At 69.1% G+C, this 24,054-nt stretch carries 20 protein-coding genes and 1 tRNA gene; 20 read left to right on the top strand and 1 reads right to left on the bottom strand.

Features of this window, described 5'->3' with window-relative positions:
• Positions 1-11: 11 nt before the first annotated feature.
• Positions 12-4,565 carry an EAL domain-containing protein gene (locus LCC91_RS06555; RefSeq protein ID WP_185974854.1) on the bottom strand — a complete coding sequence of 1,518 codons (4,554 nt, stop codon included), beginning with the start codon at positions 4,563-4,565 and terminating at the stop codon, positions 12-14.
• An 80-nt stretch (positions 4,566-4,645) separates the two neighbouring features.
• Here LCC91_RS06555 and tsaD point away from each other — a divergent pair, with 80 nt between their 5' ends.
• The 20 genes from tsaD (at position 4,646) to nuoL (ending at position 24,052) form a co-directional block, all read left to right on the top strand.
• The gene (gene tsaD, locus LCC91_RS06550; protein WP_052231419.1) at positions 4,646-5,719 is read left to right on the top strand and encodes a tRNA (adenosine(37)-N6)-threonylcarbamoyltransferase complex transferase subunit TsaD; all 1,074 of its coding nucleotides are present in this window, start codon (positions 4,646-4,648) and stop codon (positions 5,717-5,719) included.
• 205 nt (positions 5,720-5,924) lie between these two features.
• Complete coding sequence (locus tag LCC91_RS06545) at positions 5,925-7,259, top strand: branched-chain amino acid ABC transporter substrate-binding protein (RefSeq protein WP_082007473.1); 1,335 nt, start codon at positions 5,925-5,927, stop codon at positions 7,257-7,259.
• Between the two features lie 161 nt (positions 7,260-7,420).
• The gene (gene rpsO, locus LCC91_RS06540; protein ID WP_043699173.1) at positions 7,421-7,687 is read left to right on the top strand and encodes a 30S ribosomal protein S15; all 267 of its coding nucleotides are present in this window, start codon (positions 7,421-7,423) and stop codon (positions 7,685-7,687) included.
• Between the two features lie 252 nt (positions 7,688-7,939).
• Positions 7,940-10,063, top strand: coding sequence for a polyribonucleotide nucleotidyltransferase (gene pnp / locus LCC91_RS06535; RefSeq protein ID WP_043699171.1), 2,124 nt, complete (start codon positions 7,940-7,942; stop codon positions 10,061-10,063).
• Positions 10,064-10,102: 39 nt separating this feature from the next.
• Positions 10,103-11,104, top strand: coding sequence for an NAD(P)H-quinone oxidoreductase (locus tag LCC91_RS06530; protein WP_043699168.1), 1,002 nt, complete (start codon positions 10,103-10,105; stop codon positions 11,102-11,104).
• A 26-nt stretch (positions 11,105-11,130) separates the two neighbouring features.
• Complete coding sequence (tpiA, locus tag LCC91_RS06525) at positions 11,131-11,874, top strand: triose-phosphate isomerase (RefSeq protein ID WP_043699166.1); 744 nt, start codon at positions 11,131-11,133, stop codon at positions 11,872-11,874.
• A 40-nt stretch (positions 11,875-11,914) separates the two neighbouring features.
• The gene (gene secG, locus LCC91_RS06520; protein ID WP_043699164.1) at positions 11,915-12,265 is read left to right on the top strand and encodes a preprotein translocase subunit SecG; all 351 of its coding nucleotides are present in this window, start codon (positions 11,915-11,917) and stop codon (positions 12,263-12,265) included.
• A 119-nt stretch (positions 12,266-12,384) separates the two neighbouring features.
• Positions 12,385-12,469 (top strand) — tRNA-Leu (locus tag LCC91_RS06515).
• Positions 12,470-12,519: 50 nt separating this feature from the next.
• Complete coding sequence (locus LCC91_RS06510; protein WP_043699162.1) at positions 12,520-12,879, top strand: NADH-quinone oxidoreductase subunit A; 360 nt, start codon at positions 12,520-12,522, stop codon at positions 12,877-12,879.
• Positions 12,880-12,918: 39 nt separating this feature from the next.
• Positions 12,919-13,398, top strand: coding sequence for a NuoB/complex I 20 kDa subunit family protein (locus tag LCC91_RS06505; protein ID WP_043699160.1), 480 nt, complete (start codon positions 12,919-12,921; stop codon positions 13,396-13,398).
• A 31-nt stretch (positions 13,399-13,429) separates the two neighbouring features.
• The gene (locus tag LCC91_RS06500; protein WP_052231418.1) at positions 13,430-14,080 is read left to right on the top strand and encodes an NADH-quinone oxidoreductase subunit C; all 651 of its coding nucleotides are present in this window, start codon (positions 13,430-13,432) and stop codon (positions 14,078-14,080) included.
• Between the two features lie 15 nt (positions 14,081-14,095).
• Positions 14,096-15,349: an NADH-quinone oxidoreductase subunit D gene (locus tag LCC91_RS06495; RefSeq protein WP_043699157.1), complete on the top strand. Its 1,254-nt coding sequence runs from the start codon at positions 14,096-14,098 to the stop codon at positions 15,347-15,349.
• Positions 15,346-15,879 carry an NADH-quinone oxidoreductase subunit NuoE gene (nuoE, locus tag LCC91_RS06490; RefSeq protein WP_185974855.1) on the top strand — a complete coding sequence of 178 codons (534 nt, stop codon included), beginning with the start codon at positions 15,346-15,348 and terminating at the stop codon, positions 15,877-15,879. The genes LCC91_RS06495 and nuoE overlap by 4 nt, the downstream gene beginning before the upstream one ends.
• Positions 15,876-17,228, top strand: coding sequence for an NADH-quinone oxidoreductase subunit NuoF (nuoF, locus tag LCC91_RS06485; protein WP_143897365.1), 1,353 nt, complete (start codon positions 15,876-15,878; stop codon positions 17,226-17,228). The genes nuoE and nuoF overlap by 4 nt, the downstream gene beginning before the upstream one ends.
• A gap of 13 nt (positions 17,229-17,241) precedes the next feature.
• Positions 17,242-19,401, top strand: a complete 2,160-nt coding sequence (gene nuoG, locus LCC91_RS06480; RefSeq protein WP_143897391.1) for an NADH-quinone oxidoreductase subunit NuoG — start codon at positions 17,242-17,244, stop codon at positions 19,399-19,401.
• On the top strand, positions 19,398-20,480 hold the full coding sequence (gene nuoH, locus LCC91_RS06475; RefSeq protein ID WP_043699151.1) for an NADH-quinone oxidoreductase subunit NuoH: 1,083 nt from the start codon (positions 19,398-19,400) through the stop codon (positions 20,478-20,480). Before nuoG ends, nuoH begins: the two co-directional genes overlap by 4 nt.
• 11 nt (positions 20,481-20,491) lie before the next feature.
• The gene (gene nuoI, locus LCC91_RS06470) at positions 20,492-21,001 is read left to right on the top strand and encodes an NADH-quinone oxidoreductase subunit NuoI (protein WP_058615438.1); all 510 of its coding nucleotides are present in this window, start codon (positions 20,492-20,494) and stop codon (positions 20,999-21,001) included.
• A gap of 24 nt (positions 21,002-21,025) precedes the next feature.
• Positions 21,026-21,673 carry an NADH-quinone oxidoreductase subunit J gene (locus LCC91_RS06465; protein WP_043699149.1) on the top strand — a complete coding sequence of 216 codons (648 nt, stop codon included), beginning with the start codon at positions 21,026-21,028 and terminating at the stop codon, positions 21,671-21,673.
• Positions 21,670-21,990, top strand: coding sequence for an NADH-quinone oxidoreductase subunit NuoK (gene nuoK / locus LCC91_RS06460; RefSeq protein WP_043699147.1), 321 nt, complete (start codon positions 21,670-21,672; stop codon positions 21,988-21,990). The genes LCC91_RS06465 and nuoK overlap by 4 nt, the downstream gene beginning before the upstream one ends.
• Before the next feature lie 31 nt (positions 21,991-22,021).
• Entirely contained in the window at positions 22,022-24,052 is a 2,031-nt protein-coding gene (gene nuoL / locus LCC91_RS06455; RefSeq protein ID WP_224441047.1) for an NADH-quinone oxidoreductase subunit L, read from the top strand.
• Positions 24,053-24,054 lie beyond the last annotated feature (2 nt).

The raw sequence follows: 24,054 nt of genomic DNA, 5'->3' as shown, positions 1-24,054 counted from the left end.
CAGAGCGGGGGTCAGGACGCCGCCGCCGGCCTCGCCGCATCGGCCATGAAGTCCACCAGCGCGTCCCACGGCATGGGTCGCGCGCAGTAGTAGCCCTGCACGTGCAGCGGCGCCATCGGCTGGAAGAACCGCCACTGCTCCTCGCGCTCGAGTCCTTCGACGATGACGTGCGCGCCCACCGCGCCCGCGATGTCGAACACCGCCTGCACGATGCGCTCCGACGGGCCGCCGTGGCCCACGTGTTCGGTGAACGACTTGTCGAGTTTGAGGTAGTCGATCGTCAGCCGCTGCAGGTACGCGAGGCTCGAGTAGCCGGTGCCGAAGTCGTCCAGCGCGATTTGCGCGCCCGCTTCGCGCAGCCGCATCAGCCAGCGCCAGTGGTTGACGTTGTCCTGCATCAGCAGCGACTCGGTCACCTCCATCACGAGGTGCGGCAGCACCGCCTCGTGCTCGCGCCGCCACGCCTCGATCTCCGGCCCGCCGAACTGCGCCACCGACAGGTTGACCGCGAGGCGAAAGTCCGTGCCCCAGCGCTGCGCGGCCTGCGGGGCCAGCCGAGCCACCTCGCGCAGCGCCCACGCCCCCAGGCGCCGGATCTGTCCGGTCGTCTCGGCCACCGGGATGAACTCGCCCGGGGGGACCAGCCCGCGTTCGGGGTGGCGCCAGCGCAGCAGTGCCTCGGCGCCGATGGGCTGCCCGAGCGGCAGCGCGATCACGGGTTGAAAGTACAGCTCGAACTCGTCGTTGACCAGTGCGCGCTCGATGCCCAGCTTGATGCCGGACTGCCGGCGCGTGGCGCTGTCCATGTGCGGCGAGAAAAACCGCAGCCGGTCCTTGCCCTGCGCCTTGGCGGCATACATCGCGGTGTCGGCCAGCCGCAGCAGCTCGTCCGCATTGTCGCTGTCGGTCGGGAAGGTGGCGATGCCGACGCTGGCGGTCAGCGTCACCTGGTTGTCCGGCACGTCGAACGGGCGGCGCAGCGCCTCCAGGATCGCGTGGCCGACGCGCTCGGCCGCCATCGGGCCGTTGGCCCCGTCGATCAGCACGACGAATTCGTCGCCGCCAAAGCGCGCCACGGTGTCGGCCGGCCGCAGGCAGCCGCGCAGCCGCTGTGCCGCTTCGATCAGCAGCGCGTCGCCGCTGTCGTGGCCGTACAGGTCGTTGACCTCCTTGAAGCCGTCCAGGTCCAGGAACAGCACGAAGACGTAGCCGCCCTCGCGCGCCTCGCGCCGCAGCGCCTGCAGCAGCCGGTCGCGCAGCAGGTTGCGGTTGGGCAGGCCGGTCAGGGGATCGAAATTGGCCTGGCGGTAGATGGTCTGTTCGCGCGCCTTGACCTCGTCGAGGTTTTCCAAAATGACGACGACGAAGTCGTCGCCGCGTTCCGGGTCGCGCGCGAGCGTGAGGTGCCGCCGCACCCAGTGCGGGTCCCCGCCGACGGCGCGCAGCCGCATCTCCAGCGCCACGCTGCCGGCGCCGCCGACGACGGCCTGCCACTGGTTCAGCGCCGGCAGGCGCTCCTCCACGTCCGCGAGCGCGTGCAGCGACTGCCCCACCAGCGCGTCGACCGACGTGTTGAGCAGCCGCGCCAACGCGTCGTTGACTTCCAGCAGCCGGCCGGCCACGTCGCACATCGCCATCCCGACGTTGGGGTTGTGCCACAGCGCGCGCATGCGTGCCTGGGTCGCGCGTTCGCGCTGCTCGACCAATGCTGCCTCGGTGATGTCGAGCAGCGAGGCGGCGATCGGCGGGGTTTCGCCCTTTTCGGCGTCGGCGCGCGCGGCGCGCTCCAGCACCAGGCGCCGCTGGCCGTCCGGTCCGATCAGGTGGTAGCGCTGCTGCCACTCGGTGTCGTCCGCCGCCTCCCAGCGCGCGAGGACACGGTCGCGGTCCTCCGGCGCGATCGCCGCGCGCAGCCGGGCCGGCTCGCGCAGCAGGGTCTCCGTGCTCGTGCCCAGCCACTCCGCGAGCCGCGGTGAGACATGCTGCAGCTGCTGCAGCCCCGGCGTGGCCATCAGCACGGCCTCCTGCAGCGCGTTGGTCAGCGCGCTCAGGCGGGCCTGCAGCGCCAGCCGCTGCGCCTCGACGCGGCGCACCTCCGTCAGGTCACTCACCGCCAGCAGCACGCCGGCGCGCGCGTCGCGCGTGTGCCACGGCGCCATCTGCAGCAGGTAGTGGCGCTCACCGACCAGCACCTCCTCTTGTGTCGGGGTGAGGTCCGGTGCCAGCAGCCGGCGCAGCAGTCGGTCCGGCTGCGGCCACGCGACGGGGCCACGCCCGAACGACCACGCCTGTCCGATGTCGGCGTCCGTCACCCCCAGCCACTGCGCCGCGCGGGCGTTGTAGCGCAGCACGCGCCCCTGGGCGTCGAGCACCAGCAGCGCCTGCTGCGAGTGGCGCAGCACGGCGTCGAGCAACTCGTTGAGCCGGCGCTGCTCGCGCAGCGACTGGTCGAGCTGCTCGTTGAGGCTGCGCAACTCCTCGTTGGACGCCTGCAGTTCCTCGTTGGAGGCTTCGAGCTCCTCGTTGGCGACCTCGAGCTGCTCGTGGGCGGCCTGGAGCCGGTCGTTGACCTCCTGCAGCTCGCGCTGCGCCTGCTCCAGCACGTTGATCAGCACGTCCTGCCGCGCGGGCTCCAGCCCACCGTCCGCCGCGGCTGCACCGGCGGCGACCGGCCGCGCCGGCGCGATGAAGCTCAGCGCGACGAAGTGCCGCTCCTGCACCGTGACGCGCTGCGTCTGCAGCGCATAGGGCGTGTGGCCGGGCGGCAGCGCGGGCAGCGGCAGCTCGAAGCGGTCGGAGGCGCCCCGCAGCACCTGCTGCAGCGCGAGCGACACGTCGCGCTGCCATTCCGCGGGCACCAGCTCGGTGACCGTCAGGCGCACCGAAGGGCCGCGCGGCCAGCGCAACAGATCCTGCACCGACCCCACGAGGTGCAGCGGGTGGCCCTGCGCGTCCGCGAGCACGGTCGCCGGTGCGTAGCGCTCGATCAGCAGGTCCAGCAGCCGCTCGCGCGCCGACGTCTCCAGCGTGTCGGCGGCCTGCCGGTGGGCCCGCGCCGATGCCGGCGCTGCGCCAGGAGCCGGGGCATGGATCGGCGCGGTCCAGTCGATGCGCGGTGACGCGCCGGGACGGCGACGGAACAGGTAAGGGCTGCCCGCCACGGGTTCGAACAGCTCGTGCACGCCGCGTGCCCCGCCTTCGGCCGCACCCAGCAGCAACAGCCCGTCGTCGAGCAACGCATGGTGTAGCCGCCCCAGCACTGCGGCTTTCGTGGTCGGCTTCAGGTAGATCAGCAGGTTGCGGCACGCGACCACGTCGATGCGGGCGAACGGCAGGTCCTGCGTGACGTCGTGGCGCACGAACAGGCAGCGCCGGCGCAGCTCCGGCACGACGCGGCCGTGGGTTCCGTCGGACTCGAGGTAGCGCTGGCGCCATTCCGCGGGCAGGTGCTGCAGTTCGTCGAGCGGATACAGCGCCTCGCGCGCCGTGGCCAGGTAGGCCGGCTGCACGTCGGTGCCGATCACCAGAAACTCGCGTCGCAGCCCCAGCTCGCGCAGCAGGTCGTCGAGCAGCATCGCCAGGCTGTAGGTTTCCTGCCCGGTGGCGCAGGCGCACGACCACACGCGCACGGGGGTGTCCTGGGGCCCGGCGCGCGCGAGCCGCTCGCGCAGCGCGGCGCGCAGCGACAGGAACGCCGCCGGATCGCGCAGCCACTGGGTGACGCCGACCGACACCGCCGCCGCCATGCGCCGCAGCAGTTCCGGGTCGGCGTCGAGCCGCTGCGACAGCGTCGCCCAGTCCGGGATGCCCTCGTCGCGCATCACGCGCTCGAACTGGCGCCGCAGCGTCGCGCCCTGATAGCGGGTCAGATCGAGCCCGGCCGCCTGGCCCACGCGCTGCGCGATGCGGTCGAGCGCCAGTTGGCGCGCACGCGCCTGTGCCCGGCGCGACCGTGGCGCGCCGGGGGCGTCCGTCCCCGGCAGCGTTTGCAGCCGGCGTCCCAGCGCGGCCGGCGTGCCGACCATGTCCGCCAGGCCCGCGTCGAGCAGCGCCCGCGGCATCGAGGGGAATGCGCACGTGGCCGGATCCTGCAACCAGACCGCGCCACCCGCACCGTGAATGTCGCGCGCACCGGCGAGGCCGTCGTTGCCCGTGCCCGACAGCACGATGCCGATGGCGTGCGCCCCGTGCGTGCGGGCGATCGCCGCGAACAGGCGGTCGATGGAGGGGCGCGGCAACGACTCGGCACGCCGCAGCCGCAGCCGCGTGTCTTCCAGGTCCACGTCGAGGCCCGGGGGGCACACGTGCACCGTGCCGGGGGTGAGGGCGTCGCCGTCGGCGATCGCGCGCACCGTCCACGCGGTGCTGCGCTGCAGCAGCTGCACCAGCACGTCGCCGTCCGGGCCACTCAGGTGCTGGGCCACCACGATTGCGGTGTCGTTGCGTGGCCGCGCCGCCCCCAGCAGCGCCCGCAGCGGGTCCAGCCCCCCGGCCGAGGCGCCGATCGCGACCAGCCAGCGCAGCGCGGGCGCGGCGTCGGGGTGGGGAACGGCGGTGTCGTTCATGGGGTTTGCGACGCCGTGGCGACGTCGTGAACACAGCATACCACCAGGGGGCTGCGCCGGCCAAGCCGTACACTGTGCGGATGCGCATCTTGGGGATCGAATCGTCGTGCGACGAGACCGGCGTCGCGGTGGTGGAGGCGTCGGCGTCGGGCGTGCCGCGGCTGCTCGGGGCTGCCCTGCACAGCCAGGTGGCCATGCACCGCGACTACGGCGGCGTCGTGCCGGAGCTGGCCAGCCGCGACCACATCCGCCGTGTGCTGCCGCTAACCGAGGCCGCGCTGGCGCAGGCGGGGGTGTCGCTGCACGCCATCGACGCGGTGGCGTACACACGCGGCCCCGGACTCGCCGGCGCGCTGCTGGTGGGGGCGGGTGTCGCGCACGCAATGGCGCTGGCGCTGGGGGTGCCGGTGGTCGGCGTGCATCACCTGGAAGGGCATTTGCTGTCGCCGTTCCTCAGCGCCGATCCGCCGGCGTTCCCGTTCGTCGCGCTGCTCGTCTCTGGCGGCCACACGCAGCTGATGCGGGTGGACGGGGTGGGGCGCTATACGCTGCTGGGCGAGACCATCGACGACGCCGCGGGCGAGGCCTTCGATAAGTCCGCGAAGGTGCTGGGGCTGGGCTATCCCGGGGGGCCGGCGCTGTCGCGCCTCGCGCAGCAGGGGGACCCGGCCGCGTTCGCGCTGCCGCGCCCGCTGCTCCACAGCGGGGATCTCGATTTCTCGTTTGCGGGCCTGAAGACGGCGGTGCTAACGCAGGCGCGCAAGCTGGGCCCGGCGCTGGAGGCACGCAAGGCCGACCTCGCCGCCGCGACCGAGGCCGCGATCGTCGACGTGCTGGTGCACAAGGCGCTCGCGGCCCTGCGCGCCACAGGCCTGACGCGGCTGGTCGTGGCCGGTGGGGTCGGTGCCAACCGGCGCCTGCGCGAGCGCCTCGCGCAGGCGGCGCAGCGCGACGGCTGGCGGGTGCACTACCCGGAGGTGGCGCTGTGCACCGACAACGGCGCGATGATCGCGCTCGCGGCGGCGATGCGCTGGCAGGTCGGGGCGGGGTCCGCCGCGGACGCGCCGGGGGCGTTCGACGTGTTGCCGCGCTGGCCGCTGGAGGCGGTGGCCCTGGACGGGGCGCGAGCGACGGCGTCGGCTGCCGGGCGTTGAGCGGATGACCGAGGGCTGAAGGTGTGGCCCTCCGCGGCGATGCGACGGGCGTGGTGACGGGTCGCTGCGGTCCTTGCGTCACCCATCCGTAATTATGAATTACAAATCGGCTAGAATCGCGCCCCGCACCCGACGCCGCCAATGGCTTGCGGTCGGCGGTGCGGGCGCATCGGCAGGATCACGACACACGAAAGGACGCACACGCATGACGCGGGATACACGATGGGGACGGCGGCGCTGGTTGGTGGGCGGCGGCGCGCTGCTGCTGGCGGGCTGGGCCGGCGGGCTGGCGGCACAGCCGGGCGCGGCCCGGGGCGAGGCGGCCATCCGGCTCGCGCTGATCGAGGGACTCTCCGGCCCGATGGGCAACGCGGGCGAAGCCGTGTTTCGCAACCTCGTCTGGGCGGCCGAGCGGGTCAACGCCCGTGGCGGCATCGAGGTCGCGCCCGGGGTGCGGCGGCCGCTGCAGATCGTGCGCTACGACAGCAAGGGGCAGCCGCAGGAGGCGCTGTCGGCGCTGCAGTCCGCGCTCGACGACGGCATCACGCTGGTCGCCCAGGGCAACTCGTCGGCCGTGGCGGCGGCGCTGATCGAGGCGATCAACCGCCACAACGAGCGCGAGCCGCAGCGGCAGGTGTTGTTCCTCAACTACTCGGCCGTCGATCCGGTCCTGACCAACGAGCGCTGCAGCTTCTGGCACTTCCGCTTCGACGCGCACGCCGACATGCGCATGGCGGCGCTGATGGGGGTGCTCAAGGCCGATCCGAGCGTGCGCAGCGTCTACCTGATCGGGCAGGACTACAGCTTCGGCCAGGCCGTGCTGCGCGAGGCGCGGCGCCAGCTCGCGCTGCAGCGGCCGGACGTGCGCATCGTCGGCGAGGAGCTGCATCCGATGGCGCGCATCAAGGACTTCCTGCCCTACGTCACCAAGATCAAGGCCAGCGGCGCGCAGGCCGTCATCACGGGCAACTGGGGCAACGACCTGACGCTGCTGGTGCGCGCGGCGCGCGAGGGCGGCTTCGACGGCAAGTTCTACACCTTCTACGGCAACGCGCTGGGCGCGCCGGCGGCGATCGGCGAGGCCGGCGTCGGCCGAGTCATCGCGGTGGCGGACTGGTTCCCGAACGCGCCGGATGCCGAGTCGCGGCGCTTCTACGAGGCGTTCCGCCAACGTTTCCCGAATCCGGCCGACGATTATGTGCACATGCGCATGCAGCTGATGATCGAGGCGCTGGCGCAGGCGATCGAGCGCGCCGCCCGCGCCGCCCGCGCCGCCCCGGGCGGGGCCGCGGGGCCGTCGGCGGTGGCCATTGCGCGCGCACTCGAACAGGCGGACGTGACACTGGCCGGGCAGCGGCTGCGCATGCGCGCCGACGATCACCAGGCGCAGCAGCCGCTGATGGTGGCGGTGATGGAGCGCCAGGGCGCCCCGGGCGTGCCGTTCGACGTGGAGGGATCGGGCTTTGGCTTCCGGGTGCTGCAGCGCCTGGACGCGGCCGCCGCCGAGCAGCCGCACACCTGCCGCATGGTGCGGCCCTGACGGTAGCTGCGACCACTCGGCTATAATGCTTGGCTGCCCTGCTTTGACGGGGCGGGTTCACGCCGTCTGCGGCGCAGCGCGGAAGGTCCCGGTTGCCGGGTGACCAGGCAACCGGCCGGCGCCCACCTGCGGACGGTCGCTTGTCCAACCGAGGTTGATTCATGATCACGTCCGAAACCAAAGCCAAGGTCATCGCGGAACACGCCCGCGGTGCCAACGACACCGGCAGCCCCGAAGTTCAGGTCGCGCTGCTGACCGCGCGCATCAACGAGCTGACGCCGCACTTCAAGACCCACGCGAAGGACCACCACGGCCGTCGCGGTCTGCTCAAGCTCGTCAGCCGCCGCCGCAAGCTGCTGGACTACCTGAAGTCCAAGGATACCGACCGTTACGTCGCGCTGATCCAGAAGCTCGGTCTGCGCAAGTGATCGACGCGGCAGCCGCCGACGCCACCGGGTGATTGCCCGTCGTCCACCGAAAGCGCCCCGGGCCGCGTGTCGGCCCCGGGCGTTTTTTGTTGCATCATCGCGTTTTACCGTCGCCCGCGCCGCGCGCACGGGCGTCATCACCGGCCGAGCCGGCCCAGAGCGAAGCTGTGTCATTCCACCGCCGTCCCGGGGGTGGCGCTGGAATGGCATCGTGTTCTGTGCTGGTGGCCACTCTCTTGAGGAGACCCATCCATGAGCCTGTTCAACAAGCACACCAAGACCTTCCAGTGGGGTCGTCACACCGTCACGATGGAAACCGGCGAAATCGCGCGCCAGGCCACCGGCGCCGTGCTGCTCGACATGGACGGCACCGTCGTGCTGGCCACCGTCGTGGCGCGTCCCGAGGCCAAGCCCGGGCAGGATTTCTTCCCGTTGACCGTCGACTACGTCGAGAAGGCTTACGCCGCGGGCAAGATCCCGGGCAGCTTCTTCAAGCGCGAAGGCCGCCCCAGCGAGTACGAGACGCTGACGAGCCGCCTGATCGACCGGCCGATCCGCCCGCTGTTCCCGGACGGGTTTTTCAACGAGGTGCAGATCGTCGTCCACACGCTGTCGCTCAACCCTGACGTGGACGCCGACATCCCGGCGATGATCGCCTCCAGCGCCGCGCTGGCGATCAGCGGCATTCCGTTCAACGGCCCGATCGGGGCGGCCCGTGTCGGCTATGTCAACGGCGAATACGTGCTCAACCCGGGCCCGACCGAGAAGGCCAATTCGCGCCTGGACCTCGTCGTCGCCGGCACCGAGTCCGCGGTGCTGATGGTCGAATCCGAGGCCGACCAGCTCCCGGAGGAAGTGATGCTGGGCGCGGTGGTGTTCGGCCACGAGCAGGGCAAGATCGCGATCGAGGCGATCCACGATCTGGTGCGCGTCGCCGGCAAGCCCGCGTGGAACTGGCAGCCGCCGCCGCGTGACGAGGCGCTGATCGCGCAGGTGACGGAGCTGGGCGAGGGGCCCCTGCGCGCGGCCTACCAGATCCGCAACAAGCAGGCGCGCACGCAGGCCTGCCGTGAGGCGTATGCCGCGGTCAAGGCGGGGCTGGCCGAGCGCGGCGTCGCGTTCGACGAGGTCAAGGTCGACGGTTTGCTGTTCGAGATCGAATCGCGCATCGTGCGCCAGCAGATCCTCAACGGCGAGCCGCGCATCGACGGGCGCGACACGCGCACCGTGCGGCCGATCGAGATCCGCACCGGCGTGCTGCCGCGCACGCACGGCTCGGCGCTGTTCACGCGCGGCGAGACGCAGGCGCTGGTCATCGCCACGCTGGGCACCGAACGCGACGCGCAGATCATCGACGCGCTCTCTGGCGAGTACCAGGACCGCTTCATGCTGCACTACAACATGCCGCCGTTCGCCACCGGCGAGACGGGGCGGGTCGGGGCACCGAAGCGGCGCGAAATCGGCCACGGGCGGCTGGCCAAGCGCGCGCTGATCGCGTGCCTGCCGAGCAAGGACGAGTTCCCCTACACGATCCGCGTCGTCTCGGAGGTCACCGAATCGAACGGCTCTTCGTCGATGGCCACCGTCTGCGGCGGGTGCCTGGCGTTGATGGACGCGGGCGTGCCGATGAAGGCGCACGTCGCCGGCATCGCGATGGGCCTGATCAAGGAAGGCAACAAGTTCGCGGTGCTGACCGACATCCTCGGTGACGAGGACCACCTCGGCGACATGGACTTCAAGGTTGCCGGCACGACGCAGGGCGTGACCGCGCTGCAAATGGACATCAAAATCCAGGGCATCACGAAGGAGATCATGCAGGTCGCGCTGGCGCAGGCCAAGGAGGCGCGGCTACACATCCTCGAGAAGATGCAGGCCGCCATCGCCGGCGCGCGCGAGGACATCTCCGTCTACGCGCCGCGCCTGTACACGATGAAGATCAACCCGGAGAAGATCCGCGACGTCATCGGCAAGGGCGGCGCCACCATCCGCGCGCTGACCGAGGAGACCGGCACGACGATCGACATCGCCGAGGACGGCACGATCACGATCGCCTCCACCGACCCCGACCGCGCGGCCGAGGCGCGGCGCCGCATCGAGGAGATCACCGCCGAGGTCGAGGTCGGGCAGATCTACGAAGGCCCGGTGACCAAGATCCTGGACTTCGGCGCGCTCGTCAACATCCTGCCGGGCAAGGACGGCCTGCTGCACATCAGCCAGATCGCGCACCAGCGCGTCGAGAAGGTGTCGGACTTCCTCAAGGAAGGGCAGATCGTCAAGGTCAAGGTGCTCGAGACCGACGACAAGGGCCGCATCAAGCTGTCGATGAAGGCGCTGCTGGACGACCGCGGCGGCGCCGGCGGCCAGTCGCAACAGTGAGCTGGCGAGACCGGCAGGAGGTGCTCCGTGGCTCCGTTGATGCGCGCGATCGAAATCAGCGCCTACGGCGCGCCGGACGTGCTGCGGCTGGTGCAGCGTCCGCGGCCCGAGCCCGGTGAGGGCGAGGTGCGCATCCGTGTCAGTGCGTCGGGCGTCAACCGGCCCGACGTGCTGCAGCGCCGCGGCCAGTACGCGCCGCCGCCCGGGGTGACCGACCTGCCGGGACTGGAGGTCGCCGGTGTCATCGACAGCGGTGACGTCGAGGCGATGGAGGCCGCGGGCCTGCGCATCGGGCAGCGCGTGTGCGCGCTGGTGGCCGGCGGGGGCTATGCGGAGTACTGCGTGGCCCCGGTCGGGCAGGTGTTGCCGGTGCCGCACGGCTGGAGCGACGTCGAGGCCGCGGGTATCCCGGAGACGTTTTTCACCGTCTGGAGCAACGTCTTCGACCGCGGCCGGCTGCAGGCCGGCGAGACGCTGCTCGTGCAGGGCGGCGCGAGCGGCATCGGCGTCACCGCGATCCAGATGGCGCGCGCGATGGGCGCGCGCGTGTTCGTCACCGTCGGTTCCGCCGACAAGGCGGACGCGTGCGTGCGGCTCGGGGCGGAGTACGCGATCCGGTACCGCGAGCAGGACTTCGTCGCCGAGGTCGCGCGCCTGACCGCCGGGCGCGGCGTGGACGTGATCCTCGACATGGTGGCCGGGCCCTACGTGGCGCGCGAGGTGCAGTGCCTGGCGGAGGACGGGCGCCTCGTGATCATCGCGGTGCAGGGCGGGGTGCAGGCCGGGTTCGACGCCGGCCTCGTGCTGCGCCGGCGCCTGACCATCACCGGCTCGACGCTGCGTCCCCGTCCAGTGGCGTTCAAGGCCGCGATCGCGCGCGAGCTGCACCGGCACGTGTGGCCGCTGATCGAGCGCGGGGCGATCCGCCCGGTCGTTTACCGGGTGTTCCCCGCGGCCGAGGCGGCCCGTGCACACGCCCTCATGGAGTCCAACCAACACATCGGCAAGATCGTGCTCGACTGGACGGGCACGGCGGCCTGAATCCCTGTAGCGGAGACACCCGAACGATGCGCAAGCTGATTGCCGGCAACTGGAAGATGAACGGCAACCTCGCCGCCAACGAGGCGCTGCTGACCGCGGTCCGCGCGGGGTTGGCGGCGGAACCGGCCGCCGACGTCGCGGTGTGCGTGCCCGCGCCGTACCTGGCGCAGGTGCAGGGCCTGTGCGCCGGCACGCCGATCGCGTGGGGCGCGCAGGACGTCTCGGCGCACGAGGCGGGCGCTTACACCGGCGAGGTCAGCGCCGCGATGCTGCGCGATTTCGGTTGCCGCTTCGTCATCGTTGGCCATTCGGAGCGCCGCCAGTACCACGGCGAGACGGACGAGGTGGTGGCGCGCAAGGCCCAGCGGGCGCTGGCGTGCGGCATCACCCCGATCGTCTGCGTCGGCGAGAGCGAGGCCCAGCGCGAGCAGGGCGACACCGAGCAGGTCGTCAAGCGCCAGCTCGCCGCGGTGATTCACGCCGTCGGACACTGCGTGTCGGAGATCGTCGTCGCCTACGAGCCGGTGTGGGCCATCGGCACCGGCCGCACCGCCACGCCGGAACAGGCGCAGGCGGTGCACGCCGTGCTGCGCGCCCAGCTGCGCGCGGCCACGCCCAACGAGCGGCGCGTGCGCATCCTCTACGGCGGTAGCATGAACGCGGGCAACGCGGCGGCGCTGCTCGCGCAGCCGGACATCGACGGTGGCCTCATCGGCGGGGCGTCGCTGAAGGCCGACGACTTTTTACGCATCATCGCCGCGGCGTCCTGACGCGCGCGGAGACCCCCATTTGTCGTTTCGAGGAGTTGGTATGAACGTACTGTTGACCCTGTTGATCATCGTGCAGGTGCTGTCCGCCTTGGTCATGATCGGCCTGATTCTGCTGCAGCACGGAAAAGGGGCGGACGCAGGTGCCGCGTTTGGCGGCGGTGCCTCCGCGAGCCTCTTCGGTGCCGCCGGCGGCGCGAACTTCCTGTCGCGCAGCACCGCGGTGCTGGCGACGGTGTTCCTCGCCTCGACGCTGGCGCTGGCGTTCCTGGGGTATCAGCGCCCGCAGGCGTCGTCGGGCAGCGTGCTCGAATCGGTGCCAGCCGTGCCCGTCACGCCCGCGCCCGGTGCGGCACCGGCCGCCGACAGTGCGTCGCAGATTCCGGGTCAGTGATCCATTCGGGTGCACCGGGCCCGGAAACGGGTCCAATTCCGGGTACAATGCACCCCATCGCTGCGGATGAATGTTGCCGGTGAGGTGAAGCCAGATCCAGCGCCCAGCGACAGTCCCTTGCCGACGTGGTGGAATTGGTAGACACGCTATCTTGAGGGGGTAGTGGCGAAAGCTGTGCGAGTTCGAGTCTCGCCGTCGGCACCAATCAATGACACGACCCAGCGCCCCCAGGGCGCCGCAACCCGGAGACGCGTGTGAGCCCTGAGCAGTATCTGCCCGTACTCCTGTTTATTTTGGTGGGCTTTGCGGTCGGTGTACTCCCCCAGGTATTTGGCTATCTGCTTGGGCCGAATCGTCCGGATCCGGAGAAGAACTCCCCCTACGAATGCGGCTTCGAGGCGTTTGAAGATGCGCGCATGAAGTTCGATGTGCGCTACTACCTCGTGGCCATCCTGTTCATTCTGTTCGACCTGGAAATCGCCTTTTTGATCCCGTGGGCCGTCGCCTTCGCGGACATCGGCGCGACGGGCTTCTGGGCGGGCGTGATGTTCCTGGCGATCCTGGTGGTCGGGTTTGCCTACGAGTGGAAAAAGGGCGCGCTCGACTGGGAGTGAACGGGCGCTACGCAGCGCGGACATGAGCGGGAGCCACCGATGATCGAAGGCGTGTTCAAGGAAGGTTTTTTCACCACCAGCTACGACGCGGTGGTGAACTGGGCCAAGACCGGCTCGCTGTGGCCGATGACGTTCGGTCTTGCCTGCTGCGCGGTGGAGATGATGCACGCCGCGACGGCGCGCTACGACCTCGCGCGCTTCGGTGCGGAGGTGTTTCGCGCCAGTCCCCGGCAGTCGGACCTGATGATCGTCGCCGGCACGCTATGCAACAAGATGGCGCCGGCGCTGCGCAAGGTGTACGACCAGATGGCCGAGCCGCGCTGGGTGCTGTCGATGGGCTCGTGCGCCAACGGCGGCGGCTACTACCACTACAGCTACTCGGTCGTGCGCGGGTGCGACCGCATCGTGCCGGTCGACGTCTATGTGCCGGGCTGTCCACCGACGGCCGAGGCGCTGCTGTACGGCATCATCCAGCTGCAGCACAAGATCCGCCGCACCGAAACCATCGCGCGGGTGTGACGGCGCCCGCGGTTTGCCAGGAGACGTCCCGATGACCTCGACGACGCAGGGCGCCGATTGGGCGGCGCTCGCAACACAGGCGGTGCGTCCCGCGCCCGAGGCGGTGCGCGACGCGGTGGCCGCGGCGCTGGGCGAGCGCGCCAGCGGCGTGGTGCTCGAACGTGGCGAAGTCACGGTGGTCGTGCCCGCGGCACAGTACCTCGGCGCGATGCAGACGCTGCGCGACGCGCCGGGCTGCCGCTTCGAGCAGCTGATCGACCTGTGCGGGGTGGACTACTCGACCTACCGCAACGGCGGCTGGGACGGCCCGCGCTTCGCAGTGGTGTCGCACCTGCTGTCGGTCAGTCTGAACCAGCGCGTGCGCGTGCGCACCTTTTGTCCGGACGACGATTTTCCGGTCATCGATTCGGTGACGTCGGTGTGGCCGTCGGCCAACTGGTACGAGCGCGAGGCGTTCGACCTGTTCGGCATCGTGTTCGAGGGGCACGCGGACCTGCGCCGCATCCTCACCGACTACGGCTTCATCGGGCACCCGTTCCGCAAGGATTTCCCGCTGTCGGGGCACGTCGAGATGCGCTACGACCCCGAGCGCCGGCGCGTCATCTACGAACCGGTCACCATCGAGCCGCGCGAGATCACGCCGCGCATCATCCGCGAAGACCACTACGGCGGCCTGCACTGAGCGGGTGTTCACGTCATGGCTGAGATCAAGAACTACACCCTGAACTTCGGTCCGCAGCACCCGGCCGCGCACGGCGTGCTGCGCCTGGTGCTGGAGCTCGACGGCGAGGTCGTGCAGCGCGCCGACCCGCACATCGGGCTGCTGCACCGCGCCACCGAAAAGCTCGCCGAGCACAAGACGTTCATCCAGTCGCTGCCGTACATGGACCGGCTGGACTACGTCTCGATGATGTGCAACGAACACGCGTACTGCCTGGCGATCGAAAAGCTCCTCGGCATCGAGGTGCCGATCCGCGCGCAGTACATCCGCGTGATGTTCTCGGAGATCACGCGGCTGCTCAACCACCTGATGTGGCTCGGCTCGCACGGCAATGACTGCGGCAGCTCCACCATTCTGCTGTATTGCTTTCGCGAGCGCGAGGACCTGTTCGACATGTACGAGGCGGTGTCCGGCGCGCGCATGCACGCGGCGTATTTCCGCCCGGGCGGCGTGTACCGCGATCTGCCGGACACGATGCCGCAGTACAAGGTCAGCAAGATCCGCAACGCCCGCCAGCTCGAGGAGCTCAACCGTAACCGGCAGGGCTCGCTGCTCGACTTCATCGACGACTTCACGCAGCGCTTCCCGAAATACTTGGACGAATACCACACGCTGCTGACCGACAACCGCATCTGGAAGCAGCGCACGGTGGGCATCGGCGTCGTGCCGCCCGAGAAGGCACTGGCCATGGGCATGACCGGCCCGATGCTGCGCGGCTCCGGCATCCCGTGGGACCTGCGCAAGAAGCAACCCTACGAGGTGTACGACCGGCTGGATTTCGACATCCCCGTCGGGACGAACGGCGACACCTACGACCGCTACCTGGTGCGCATGGAAGAGATGCGCCAGTCCAACCGCATCATCAAGCAGTGCGTGGACTGGCTGCGCGCCAACCCGGGCCCAGTGATCACCGACAACACCAAGGTCGCGCCGCCGAAGCGCGAGGCCATGAAGGCCGACATGGAGTCGCTGATCCACCACTTCAAGCTCTTCACCGAGGGCTTCCACGTACCCGAGGGCGAGGCGTACGCCGCGGTGGAGCACCCCAAAGGGGAGTTTGGGATCTACCTGATCAGCGACGGCGCCAACAAGCCGTATCGCCTCAAGATCCGCGCGCCGGGGTTTGCGCACCTGTCCTGCCTGGACGAGATGGCGCGCGGTCACATGCTGGCCGACGCGGTGGCCATCATCGGCACGCTGGACATCGTGTTTGGAGAGATCGACCGATGAGCACCGAGCAACCGCGCACCGTCGAGCCGATGGTGCTCTCCGAATCGACGCTGGCGCGCTTTGCGCGTGAGGTGGCCAAATACCCGGCGGACCAGCGCCAGTCGGCCGTCATGGCGTGTCTGGCGATCATCCAGCAGGAGCAGGGCTGGGTGAGCCCGGCGGCGGAGCGGGCTGTGGCCGACTACCTCGGCATGCCCCCGATCGCCGTGCACGAGGTCACGACCTTCTACAACATGTACAACCAGCAGCCGGTCGGGCGCTTCAAGCTCAACGTCTGCACCAACCTGCCGTGTCAGTTGCGCGACGGCGCCAAGGCGCTGCAGTACCTGGCCGACAAACTCGGCATTCAGCCGGGCGAGACGACGGCCGACGGGATGTTCACGCTGCAGCCGTGCGAGTGTCTGGGGGCGTGCGCGGACGCGCCGGTGATGCTGGTCAACGATCGCCACATGTGCAGTTTCATGACGACGGAGCGGCTCGATCAGCTGATCGACGGCCTGCGTACCACGGCGGCGGAGGGGCAGGCATGAAGGTCGAACAGCTGTTGCAGCAATTCCAGGCCACCGGGGTGCAAACCTGCTTCCATGGCCGGCACATCGCGCCGCAGATCTACGCGGGGCTCGACGGCACCAACTGGCGCCTGAAGGACTACGAGGCGCGCGGCGGCTACCAGGCGCTGCGCAAGATCCTGGGCCAGGACGGCGGCGAGGGCATGACCCCCGACCAGGTCATCGCCGAGGTCAAGACCAGCGCGTTGCGTGGCCGCGGCGGTGCGGGCTTCCCGACCGGGCTGAAGTGGAGCTTCATGCCGCGCCAGTTCCCGGGGCAGAAGTACCTGGTGTGCAACTCGGACGAGGGTGAGCCCGGCACCTGCAAGGACCGCGACATCCTGATGTACAACCCGCACATCGTCATCGAGGGGATGGCGATCGCGGCCTACGCGATGGGGATCTCGGTCGGCTACAACTACATCCACGGCGAGATCTTCCAGGTCTACGAGCGCTTTCAGGAGGCCCTCGAGGAGGCGCGCGCCGCAGGGTATCTGGGCGACAACATCGTCGGCAGCGGCTTCAGCTTCCAGCTGCACGCGCACCACGGCTTCGGCGCCTATATTTGCGGCGAAGAAACTGCGCTGCTGGAGTCGCTGGAAGGCAAGAAGGGCCAGCCGCGCTTCAAGCCGCCGTTCCCGGCGAGCTTCGGCCTGTACGGCAAGCCCACGACGATCAACAACACCGAGACCTTTGCCGCGGTGCCGTGGATCATCCGCCACGGCGGGCAGGCCTACCTGGAGGTGGGCAAGCCCAACAACGGCGGCACCAAGATCTTTTCGGTCAGCGGTGACGTCGAGCGCCCGGGCAACTACGAGATCCCGATGGGCACGCCGTTCGCGAAGCTGCTGGAGCTCGCCGGCGGCGTGCGCGGCGGGCGCCGGCTCAAGGCCGTGATCCCCGGCGGTTCGTCGGCGCCGGTACTGCCGGCCGAGATCATGATGGACCTGACCATGGACTACGACAGCATCGCCAAGGCGGGGTCGATGCTGGGCTCCGGTGCCGTCATCGTGATGGACGAGACGCGCTGCATGGTCAAGTCGTTGCAGCGGCTGAGCTACTTCTACATGCACGAGTCGTGCGGGCAGTGCACGCCGTGCCGCGAGGGTACCGGCTGGCTGTGGCGTGTGGTCGACCGCATCGAGCGCGGCCTCGGCAAGCCCGCGGACCTGGAGCTGCTCGACAACGTGGCGGAAAACATCATGGGCCGCACCATCTGCGCGCTGGGCGACGCGGCCGCGATGCCGGTGCGCGGGATGATCAAGCACTTCCGCCACGAATTCGAATACCACGTCGAACACAAGACCTGCATGGTCCCGGCGTATGTCTGAGGGAAAGCCCACCATGGTGGAAATCGAACTCGACGGCAAGAAGGTGGAGGTTCCGCCGGGCAGCATGGTCATGCATGCGGCCGAGAAGGCGGGCGTATACATCCCCCACTTCTGCTACCACAAGAAGCTCTCCATCGCGGCCAACTGCCGCATGTGCCTGGTCGACGTGGAGAAGGCACCCAAGCCGATGCCGGCGTGCGCCACGCCCGTCACGATGGGCATGGTCGTGCGCACCAAGAGCGAGAAGGCCATCAAGGCGCAGAAGGCCGTGATGGAGTTCCTGCTGATCAACCACCCGCTGGACTGCCCGATCTGTGACCAGGGCGGTGAATGCCAGCTGCAGGACCTCGCCGTCGGTTACGGCGGCACGAAATCCCGCTACGAAGAAGAAAAGCGCGTCGTTTTCCACAAGAACGTCGGGCCGCTCATCTCGATGGAGGAGATGAGCCGCTGCATCCACTGCACCCGTTGCGTGCGCTTCGGGCAGGAAATCGCCGGCGTCATGGAACTCGGCATGAGCCACCGTGGCGAACACTCCGAAATCGAAACCTTCGTCGGCCAGACGGTCGATTCCGAGCTGTCGGGCAACATGATCGACCTCTGCCCGGTGGGGGCGCTGACCAGCAAGCCGTTCCGCTACGCCGCGCGGACGTGGGAGCTGTCGCGCCGCAAGAGCATCAGCCCGCACGATTCCACCGGCGCCAACCTGATCGTGCAGGTCAAGGGCGACCGCGTGCTGCGCGTCGTGCCGCTGGAAAACGAAGCCGTCAACGAGTGCTGGATTGCGGACCGGGACCGCTTCAGCTACGAGGCGCTCAACAGCCCTGACCGGCTGACGCAGCCGATGATCAAGCAGGGCGGCGAGTGGCGTACCGTCGACTGGCAGGCGGCGCTGGAGTACGTCGCCAACGGCCTCAAGGGCGTGCGCGAGCAGCACGGTGCCGGGGCCATCGGGCTGCTGGCGAGCCCGCACGCGACGGTGGAGGAGCTGGCGCTGGCCAAGGCGCTGATGGCGGGCCTGGGCAGCGCCAACATCGATTACCGGTTGCGCGCGGCGGCGTTCGACAACGCCGCGCCGGCCGGTCGGGCGCGCTGGCTGGGCCTGCCGATCGCCGAGCTGTCGACGCTGGATCGGGCGTTCGTGATCGGCTCGAACCTGCGCAAGGACCACCCGCTGTTCGCCCAGCGCATCCGCCAGGCGGCGCGCAAAGGCGCGCAGGTCAACGCGCTGGTGGCGGCGGCGCCGGACTGGGCGATGCCGCTGCACCGCGTGCTGACCGCGCCGGCGGCCGACTGGGCGGCGGCGCTGGCGCGCGTGGCCGTCGCGGTCGCCGAGGCGCGCGGCGTGACGCCGCCGGCGGGGGTCGAAGGCCTCGCCGCGGATGACGCGGCGCGCGCGATCGCGCAGTCGCTGCTCGGTGGTGAGCGCAAGGCCGTTCTGCTGGGCAACGCCGCGGCGCACCACGCGCGCGCCGCGACGCTGCTGGCGCTGGCGCAGTGGATCGCGCAGCAGACCGGCGCCCGCTGGGGCTACCTCACGGAGGCGGCCAACACGGTCGGGGCGCAGCTGGTCGGCGCGCTGCCGGGGGCCGGGGGGCTGGACGCCGCGGCGATGCTGGGCGGCGCGCTCAAGGCCGTGCTGCTGCTGGGCGTCGAGCCCGGGGAGGACACGGCGGTGGGCGGTGCCGCGCTGGCCGGGGCGGAAATGGTCGTGACGCTGAGCCCCTTCAAAACCAACCTCGAGATCAGCGACGTGCTGCTGCCGATTGCGCCGTTCACCGAGACGTCCGGCTCGTTCGTCAACGCCGAGGGCCGGCTGCAGAGCTTCCAGGCCGTCGTCAAGCCGCTGGGCGAGACGCGTCCGGGCTGGAAGGTGTTGCGCGTGCTGGGCAACCTGCTGGGCCTGTCGGGGTTCGAGCAGACCACGTCGCAGGAGGTGCTGGCGCAGGCACTGCCCGGTGTCGCCCACGGGGCGTTCGTGTCCGCGGAGCGGCTCGACAACCGGGCCAGCGGGGGGGTCGACCTCACGCCCGCGCCGGGCGAGCCGTGCGTGGCGGCCATCTACCGGCTCGACGCCCTGGTGCGGCGTGTGCCCGCGTTGCAGGCGACCGCCGACGGTCGTGCCGGGCGCGCCGTTCGTGCCGCGGCTGCCGCTGAAGGAGTGTGCGCATGATCGACGCCATCTATCAAGGGGGCCTGAACCTGAGCACGGCGGCGTGGTGGACCCAGGCCGGCTGGCCGGTGATCTGGATCCTGCTCAAGATCGTCGTGCTGCTGGCGCCGCTGATGCTGCTGGTGGCGTACCTGACGTGGTGGGAGCGGCGGCTGCTCGGCTTCATGCAGGTGCGCCTGGGCCCCAACCGGGTGGGGCCGTTCGGCCTGCTGCAGCCGATCGCCGATGCGCTCAAGCTTCTGACCAAGGAGCTGATCCGCCCGACGGCGGCCAACGGCGGGCTGTTCCGCCTCGGCCCCATCATGGCCATCATGCCGGCGCTGGCCGCGTGGGTGGCCGTGCCGTTCGGGCCGGACGTGGTGCTCGCCAACGTCAACGCCGGGTTGCTGGTGATCCTCGCGATCACGTCGATCGAGGTGTACGGCGTCATCATCGCCGGCTGGGCCTCGAACTCGAAGTACGCCTTCCTCGGGGCGCTGCGGGCATCCGCCCAAATGGTGAGCTACGAGATCGCGATCGGCTTTTGTTTCCTCGTGGTCGTGATGACGGCGGGCAGCCTGGAGCTGGCCGAGATCGTCGCGTCGCAGTCGCGCGGCGTCGGTGCCGAGATGGGGCTGAACTTCCTGTCGTGGAACTGGCTGCCGCTGCTGCCGATTTTCATGGTGTACCTGATCTCGGCCGTCGCGGAGACCAACCGCCACCCGTTCGACGTCGTCGAGGGCGAGGCCGAGATCGTCGCCGGTCACATGGTCGAGTACTCGGGCATGGGCTTCGCGATCTTCTTCCTGGCCGAGTATGCCAGCATGTGGCTCGTGTCGATCCTCGCGGTGCTAATGTTCCTCGGCGGCTGGTTGCCGCCCATTGACAGCGCGCTCTTCAACGCGATCCCGGGCTGGGTCTGGCTGGGCCTGAAGACCGCGATCGTCGTGTCGATGTTCATCTGGATTCGCGCCACGTTCCCGCGCTTCCGCTACGACCAGATCATGCGTCTGGGCTGGAAGATCTTCATCCCGGTGACGCTGATCTGGCTGCTGCTGGTGGGCGCCGTGATGCAGACGTCGTGGAACCCGTGGAAGTGAAGGAGGGCGTCATGTCTGCCACCGCCGTTGCGCCGTTCTCGCTGAAAGATTTCTTCAAGAGTTTCCTCCTCGTCGAACTGTTCAAGGGCATGGCCCTGACCGGACGCTATGCGCTGCGGCGCAAGGTCACGATACAGTACCCGGAGGAAAAAACCCCGCTGTCGCCACGCTTTCGCGGCTTGCACGCGCAGCGCCGCTACCCGAACGGGGAGGAGCGCTGCATCGCCTGCAAGCTGTGCGAGGCGGTGTGCCCCGCGATGGCGATCACCATTGAGTCGGCCGAGCGCGAAGACGGCACGCGCCGCACGACGCGCTACGACATCGACCTGACCAAGTGCATCTTTTGCGGTTTCTGCGAGGAGGCCTGCCCGGTCGACGCGATCGTCGAGACGCACATCTTCGAATACCACGGCGAAAAACGCGGCGATCTCTATTTCACGAAGGAGATGCTGCTCGCCGTCGGGGATCGCTACGAAAAGGAGATCGCGGCGGCGAAGGCGGCCGACGCGAAATACCGCTGAGCGCCAGTCGCGCACGGAACCATCATGGAATTCGTCACCGGTTTCTTTTACTTTTTTTCGGCGGTACTGCTGTTCGCCGGGTTTCGCGTCATCACGGCGCGCAACCCCGTGCACGCCGTGCTGTACCTGATGCTGGCGTTTTCGCAGGCGGCGGCGCTGTGGTTGCTGCTGAAGGCCGAGTTTCTCGGCATCGCGCTGGTGCTGGTGTATCTCGGTGCGGTGATGGTGCTGTTCCTGTTCGTCGTGATGATGCTCGACATCAACGTCGACGCGATGCGCGCCGGGTTCTGGAAGCACCTGCCGCTGGCGCTGCTGCTCGGGGCGCTGGTGAGCGCCGAACTGATCGCGGTGCTGTGGACGGGCTTCCCGACCGCGACCGCCGATGCCGCCGTCACCGGCCGGGCGATGCACGCCGCGGACCACCGCAACACGTATGAATTGGGGCGGCTGCTCTACAGCGACTACCTGTACCCGATCCAGGTGGCGGCGGTCATTCTGCTGGTGGCGATGATCGCGGCGATCGCGCTGACGCTGCGCGGCCGCAAGGACACCAAGACCATCGATCCGGGCCTGCAGGTTCGCGCCCGCGCGGCGGACCGCCTGCGGGTGGTGAGCGTGCCGGCGGCGAAGGTGGCGGCGGCGCCCGAGGCGGCGAAGGAGGAGCAGGCATGAATACCCTCGGTACCCTCGGGGTGGGGCATTTCCTGTCGGTCGGCGCGATCCTGTTCGCGCTGTCGGTGGTGGGGATCTTTCTCAACCGCAAGAACCTGATCGTGCTGCTGATGGCCATCGAGCTGATGCTGCTGGCCGTCAACATCAACTTTGTGGCCTTCGCGCACTACCTCGGTGATCTGCACGGACAGGTGTTCGTGTTCTTCATCCTGACCGTCGCCGCGGCGGAGTCGGCCATCGGTCTGGCGATCCTGGTGCTGCTGTTCCGCAACAAGTCGTCGATCGACGTCGAGTCGCTCGACACCCTCAAGGGCTGATGGGCCACCCGACAACCACTCGACCCACACCATGACGACACTCTCCGCAAGCATGTTGTTGGCCGTGCCGCTGGCCCCGCTCGTGGGCGCGGCCGCCGCCGGCATCCTCGGCACGAAGCTGGGCGGCAACTGGATCGGCCGGCGCTGGTCGCACAGCCTGACCATCCTCGGCGTGCTGGTGTCCTTCATCCTGTCGGCGATCACGCTCAAGCGCGTCGCGCTCGACGGTGCCTACTTCGACCAGACGATCTACGAGTGGATGGTCATCGGTGGGCTGAAGATGGAGATCGGTTTTCTGGTCGACGGGCTCACCGCGATGATGATGTGCGTGGTGACCTTCGTGTCGCTGATGGTGCACATCTACACCATCGGCTACATGGAGGACGACCCGGGCTACAACCGCTTCTTCGCCTACATCTCGCTGTTCACGTTCTCGATGCTCATGCTCGTCATGAGCAACAACCTGCTGCAGCTCTTCTTCGGCTGGGAAGCGGTGGGGCTGGTGTCGTACCTGCTGATCGGCTTCTGGTTCCACAAGCCGACGGCGATTTTCGCCAACATGAAGGCCTTCCTCGTCAACCGGGTGGGGGACTTCGGTTTCATCCTCGGCATCGGGCTGCTGGCCGCGTATACCGGCACGCTCAACTACAACGAGATCTTCGACAAGGCCCCCGAGCTCGCCGCCATCGAATTCCCGTGGTATGTCTTCGGGCAAGAGGCGATGCTCGTGACGGTCATTGGCATCTGCCTCTTCATCGGCGCGATGGGCAAGAGCGCGCAGTTCCCGCTGCACGTCTGGCTGCCGGATTCGATGGAAGGCCCGACCCCGATCTCGGCGCTGATCCATGCCGCGACGATGGTGACGGCCGGCATCTTCATGGTCGCGCGCATGTCGCCGATCTACGAGCTGTCGGATGCGGCGCTGAACTTCATCCTCGTGATCGGCGCGATCACGGCGCTGTTCATGGGGTTCCTCGGCATCATCCAGAACGACATCAAGCGCGTCGTCGCGTACTCGACGCTGTCGCAGCTCGGGTACATGACGGTGGCGCTCGGTGCGTCGGCGTACTCGGTGGCGGTGTTCCACCTGATGACGCACGCGTTCTTCAAGGCGCTGCTGTTCCTGGCGGCGGGGTCGGTCATCATCGGCATGCACCACAACCAGGACATCCGCTGGATGGGCGGCGTGCGCAAGTACATGCCGATCACGTGGATCACGTTCCTGCTGGGCACGCTCGCGCTGATCGGCACGCCGCTCTTCTCGGGCTTCTACTCCAAGGACGCGATCATCGAGGCGGTGCATTTCAGCAACCTACCGGCGTCGGGCTTTGCGTACTTTGCGGTGCTCGCGGGCGTCTTCGTGACGGCGTTCTATTCGTTCCGCGTGTACTTCCTCGTTTTCCACGGCGCGGAGCGCTACGACCAGAACCCGGACGCCCACCACGGGCATCACGGCCACGATGACGAGCACGGCGACGGCAAGCCGCACGAATCGCCGTGGGTGGTGACGGTGCCGCTGCTGCTGCTGGCCATCCCGTCGGTGGTGATCGGTTACCTGACGATCCAGCCGATGCTGTTCGGCGACTTCCTTGCCGCGTCGATCGAGGTGCACGCCGACAAGCACCCGGCGATGGCGAAGTTCGCCGAGATCTTCCACGGGCCGCTGGCGATGGCGCTGCACGCGTTCAGCACGCCGCCGTTCTACCTGGCGCTCGCCGGGGCGCTGTCGGCCTGGTACCTGTACATGGTGCGCCCCGAGCTGCCGGCGCGCATCGCGGCGGCGCTGCGGCCCATCGTCGTCGTGCTCGAAAACAAGTACTACATGGACTGGATCAACGAGCACATCATCGCCGCCGCGGCGCGCGCCATCGGCGTGGGGCTGTGGAAGGGCGGCGACCGTGGCGTGATCGAGACCGGTATCGTCAACCTGAGCTGGAAGGTCGTCGGCGCGGTGGCCGCCGTGGTGCGCCGCGTGCAGACCGGCTACCTCTACCACTACGCCTTCGTGATGATTTTGGGCGTCCTGGCCTTCATGACCTACTTCGTGTGGCTCGCGAAATAAGG

The organism is Tepidimonas taiwanensis, from assembly GCF_020162115.1.
Classification (GTDB): domain Bacteria; phylum Pseudomonadota; class Gammaproteobacteria; order Burkholderiales; family Burkholderiaceae_C; genus Tepidimonas; species Tepidimonas taiwanensis.
This window is presented reverse-complemented; position numbering and strand designations above follow the sequence as displayed.

Coding starts and splice junctions, on each gene's coding strand:
- LCC91_RS06555 (WP_185974854.1), bottom strand. CDS start 4,565: ATGAACGACACCGCCGTTCCCCACCCCGACGCCGCGCCCGCGCTGCGC.
- tsaD (WP_052231419.1), top strand. CDS start 4,646: ATGCGCATCTTGGGGATCGAATCGTCGTGCGACGAGACCGGCGTCGCG.
- LCC91_RS06545 (WP_082007473.1), top strand. CDS start 5,925: ATGACGCGGGATACACGATGGGGACGGCGGCGCTGGTTGGTGGGCGGC.
- rpsO (WP_043699173.1), top strand. CDS start 7,421: ATGATCACGTCCGAAACCAAAGCCAAGGTCATCGCGGAACACGCCCGC.
- pnp (WP_043699171.1), top strand. CDS start 7,940: ATGAGCCTGTTCAACAAGCACACCAAGACCTTCCAGTGGGGTCGTCAC.
- LCC91_RS06530 (WP_043699168.1), top strand. CDS start 10,103: ATGCGCGCGATCGAAATCAGCGCCTACGGCGCGCCGGACGTGCTGCGG.
- tpiA (WP_043699166.1), top strand. CDS start 11,131: ATGCGCAAGCTGATTGCCGGCAACTGGAAGATGAACGGCAACCTCGCC.
- secG (WP_043699164.1), top strand. CDS start 11,915: ATGAACGTACTGTTGACCCTGTTGATCATCGTGCAGGTGCTGTCCGCC.
- LCC91_RS06505 (WP_043699160.1), top strand. CDS start 12,919: ATGATCGAAGGCGTGTTCAAGGAAGGTTTTTTCACCACCAGCTACGAC.
- LCC91_RS06500 (WP_052231418.1), top strand. CDS start 13,430: ATGACCTCGACGACGCAGGGCGCCGATTGGGCGGCGCTCGCAACACAG.
- LCC91_RS06495 (WP_043699157.1), top strand. CDS start 14,096: ATGGCTGAGATCAAGAACTACACCCTGAACTTCGGTCCGCAGCACCCG.
- nuoE (WP_185974855.1), top strand. CDS start 15,346: ATGAGCACCGAGCAACCGCGCACCGTCGAGCCGATGGTGCTCTCCGAA.
- nuoF (WP_143897365.1), top strand. CDS start 15,876: ATGAAGGTCGAACAGCTGTTGCAGCAATTCCAGGCCACCGGGGTGCAA.
- nuoG (WP_143897391.1), top strand. CDS start 17,242: ATGGTGGAAATCGAACTCGACGGCAAGAAGGTGGAGGTTCCGCCGGGC.
- nuoH (WP_043699151.1), top strand. CDS start 19,398: ATGATCGACGCCATCTATCAAGGGGGCCTGAACCTGAGCACGGCGGCG.
- nuoI (WP_058615438.1), top strand. CDS start 20,492: ATGTCTGCCACCGCCGTTGCGCCGTTCTCGCTGAAAGATTTCTTCAAG.
- LCC91_RS06465 (WP_043699149.1), top strand. CDS start 21,026: ATGGAATTCGTCACCGGTTTCTTTTACTTTTTTTCGGCGGTACTGCTG.
- nuoK (WP_043699147.1), top strand. CDS start 21,670: ATGAATACCCTCGGTACCCTCGGGGTGGGGCATTTCCTGTCGGTCGGC.
- nuoL (WP_224441047.1), top strand. CDS start 22,022: ATGACGACACTCTCCGCAAGCATGTTGTTGGCCGTGCCGCTGGCCCCG.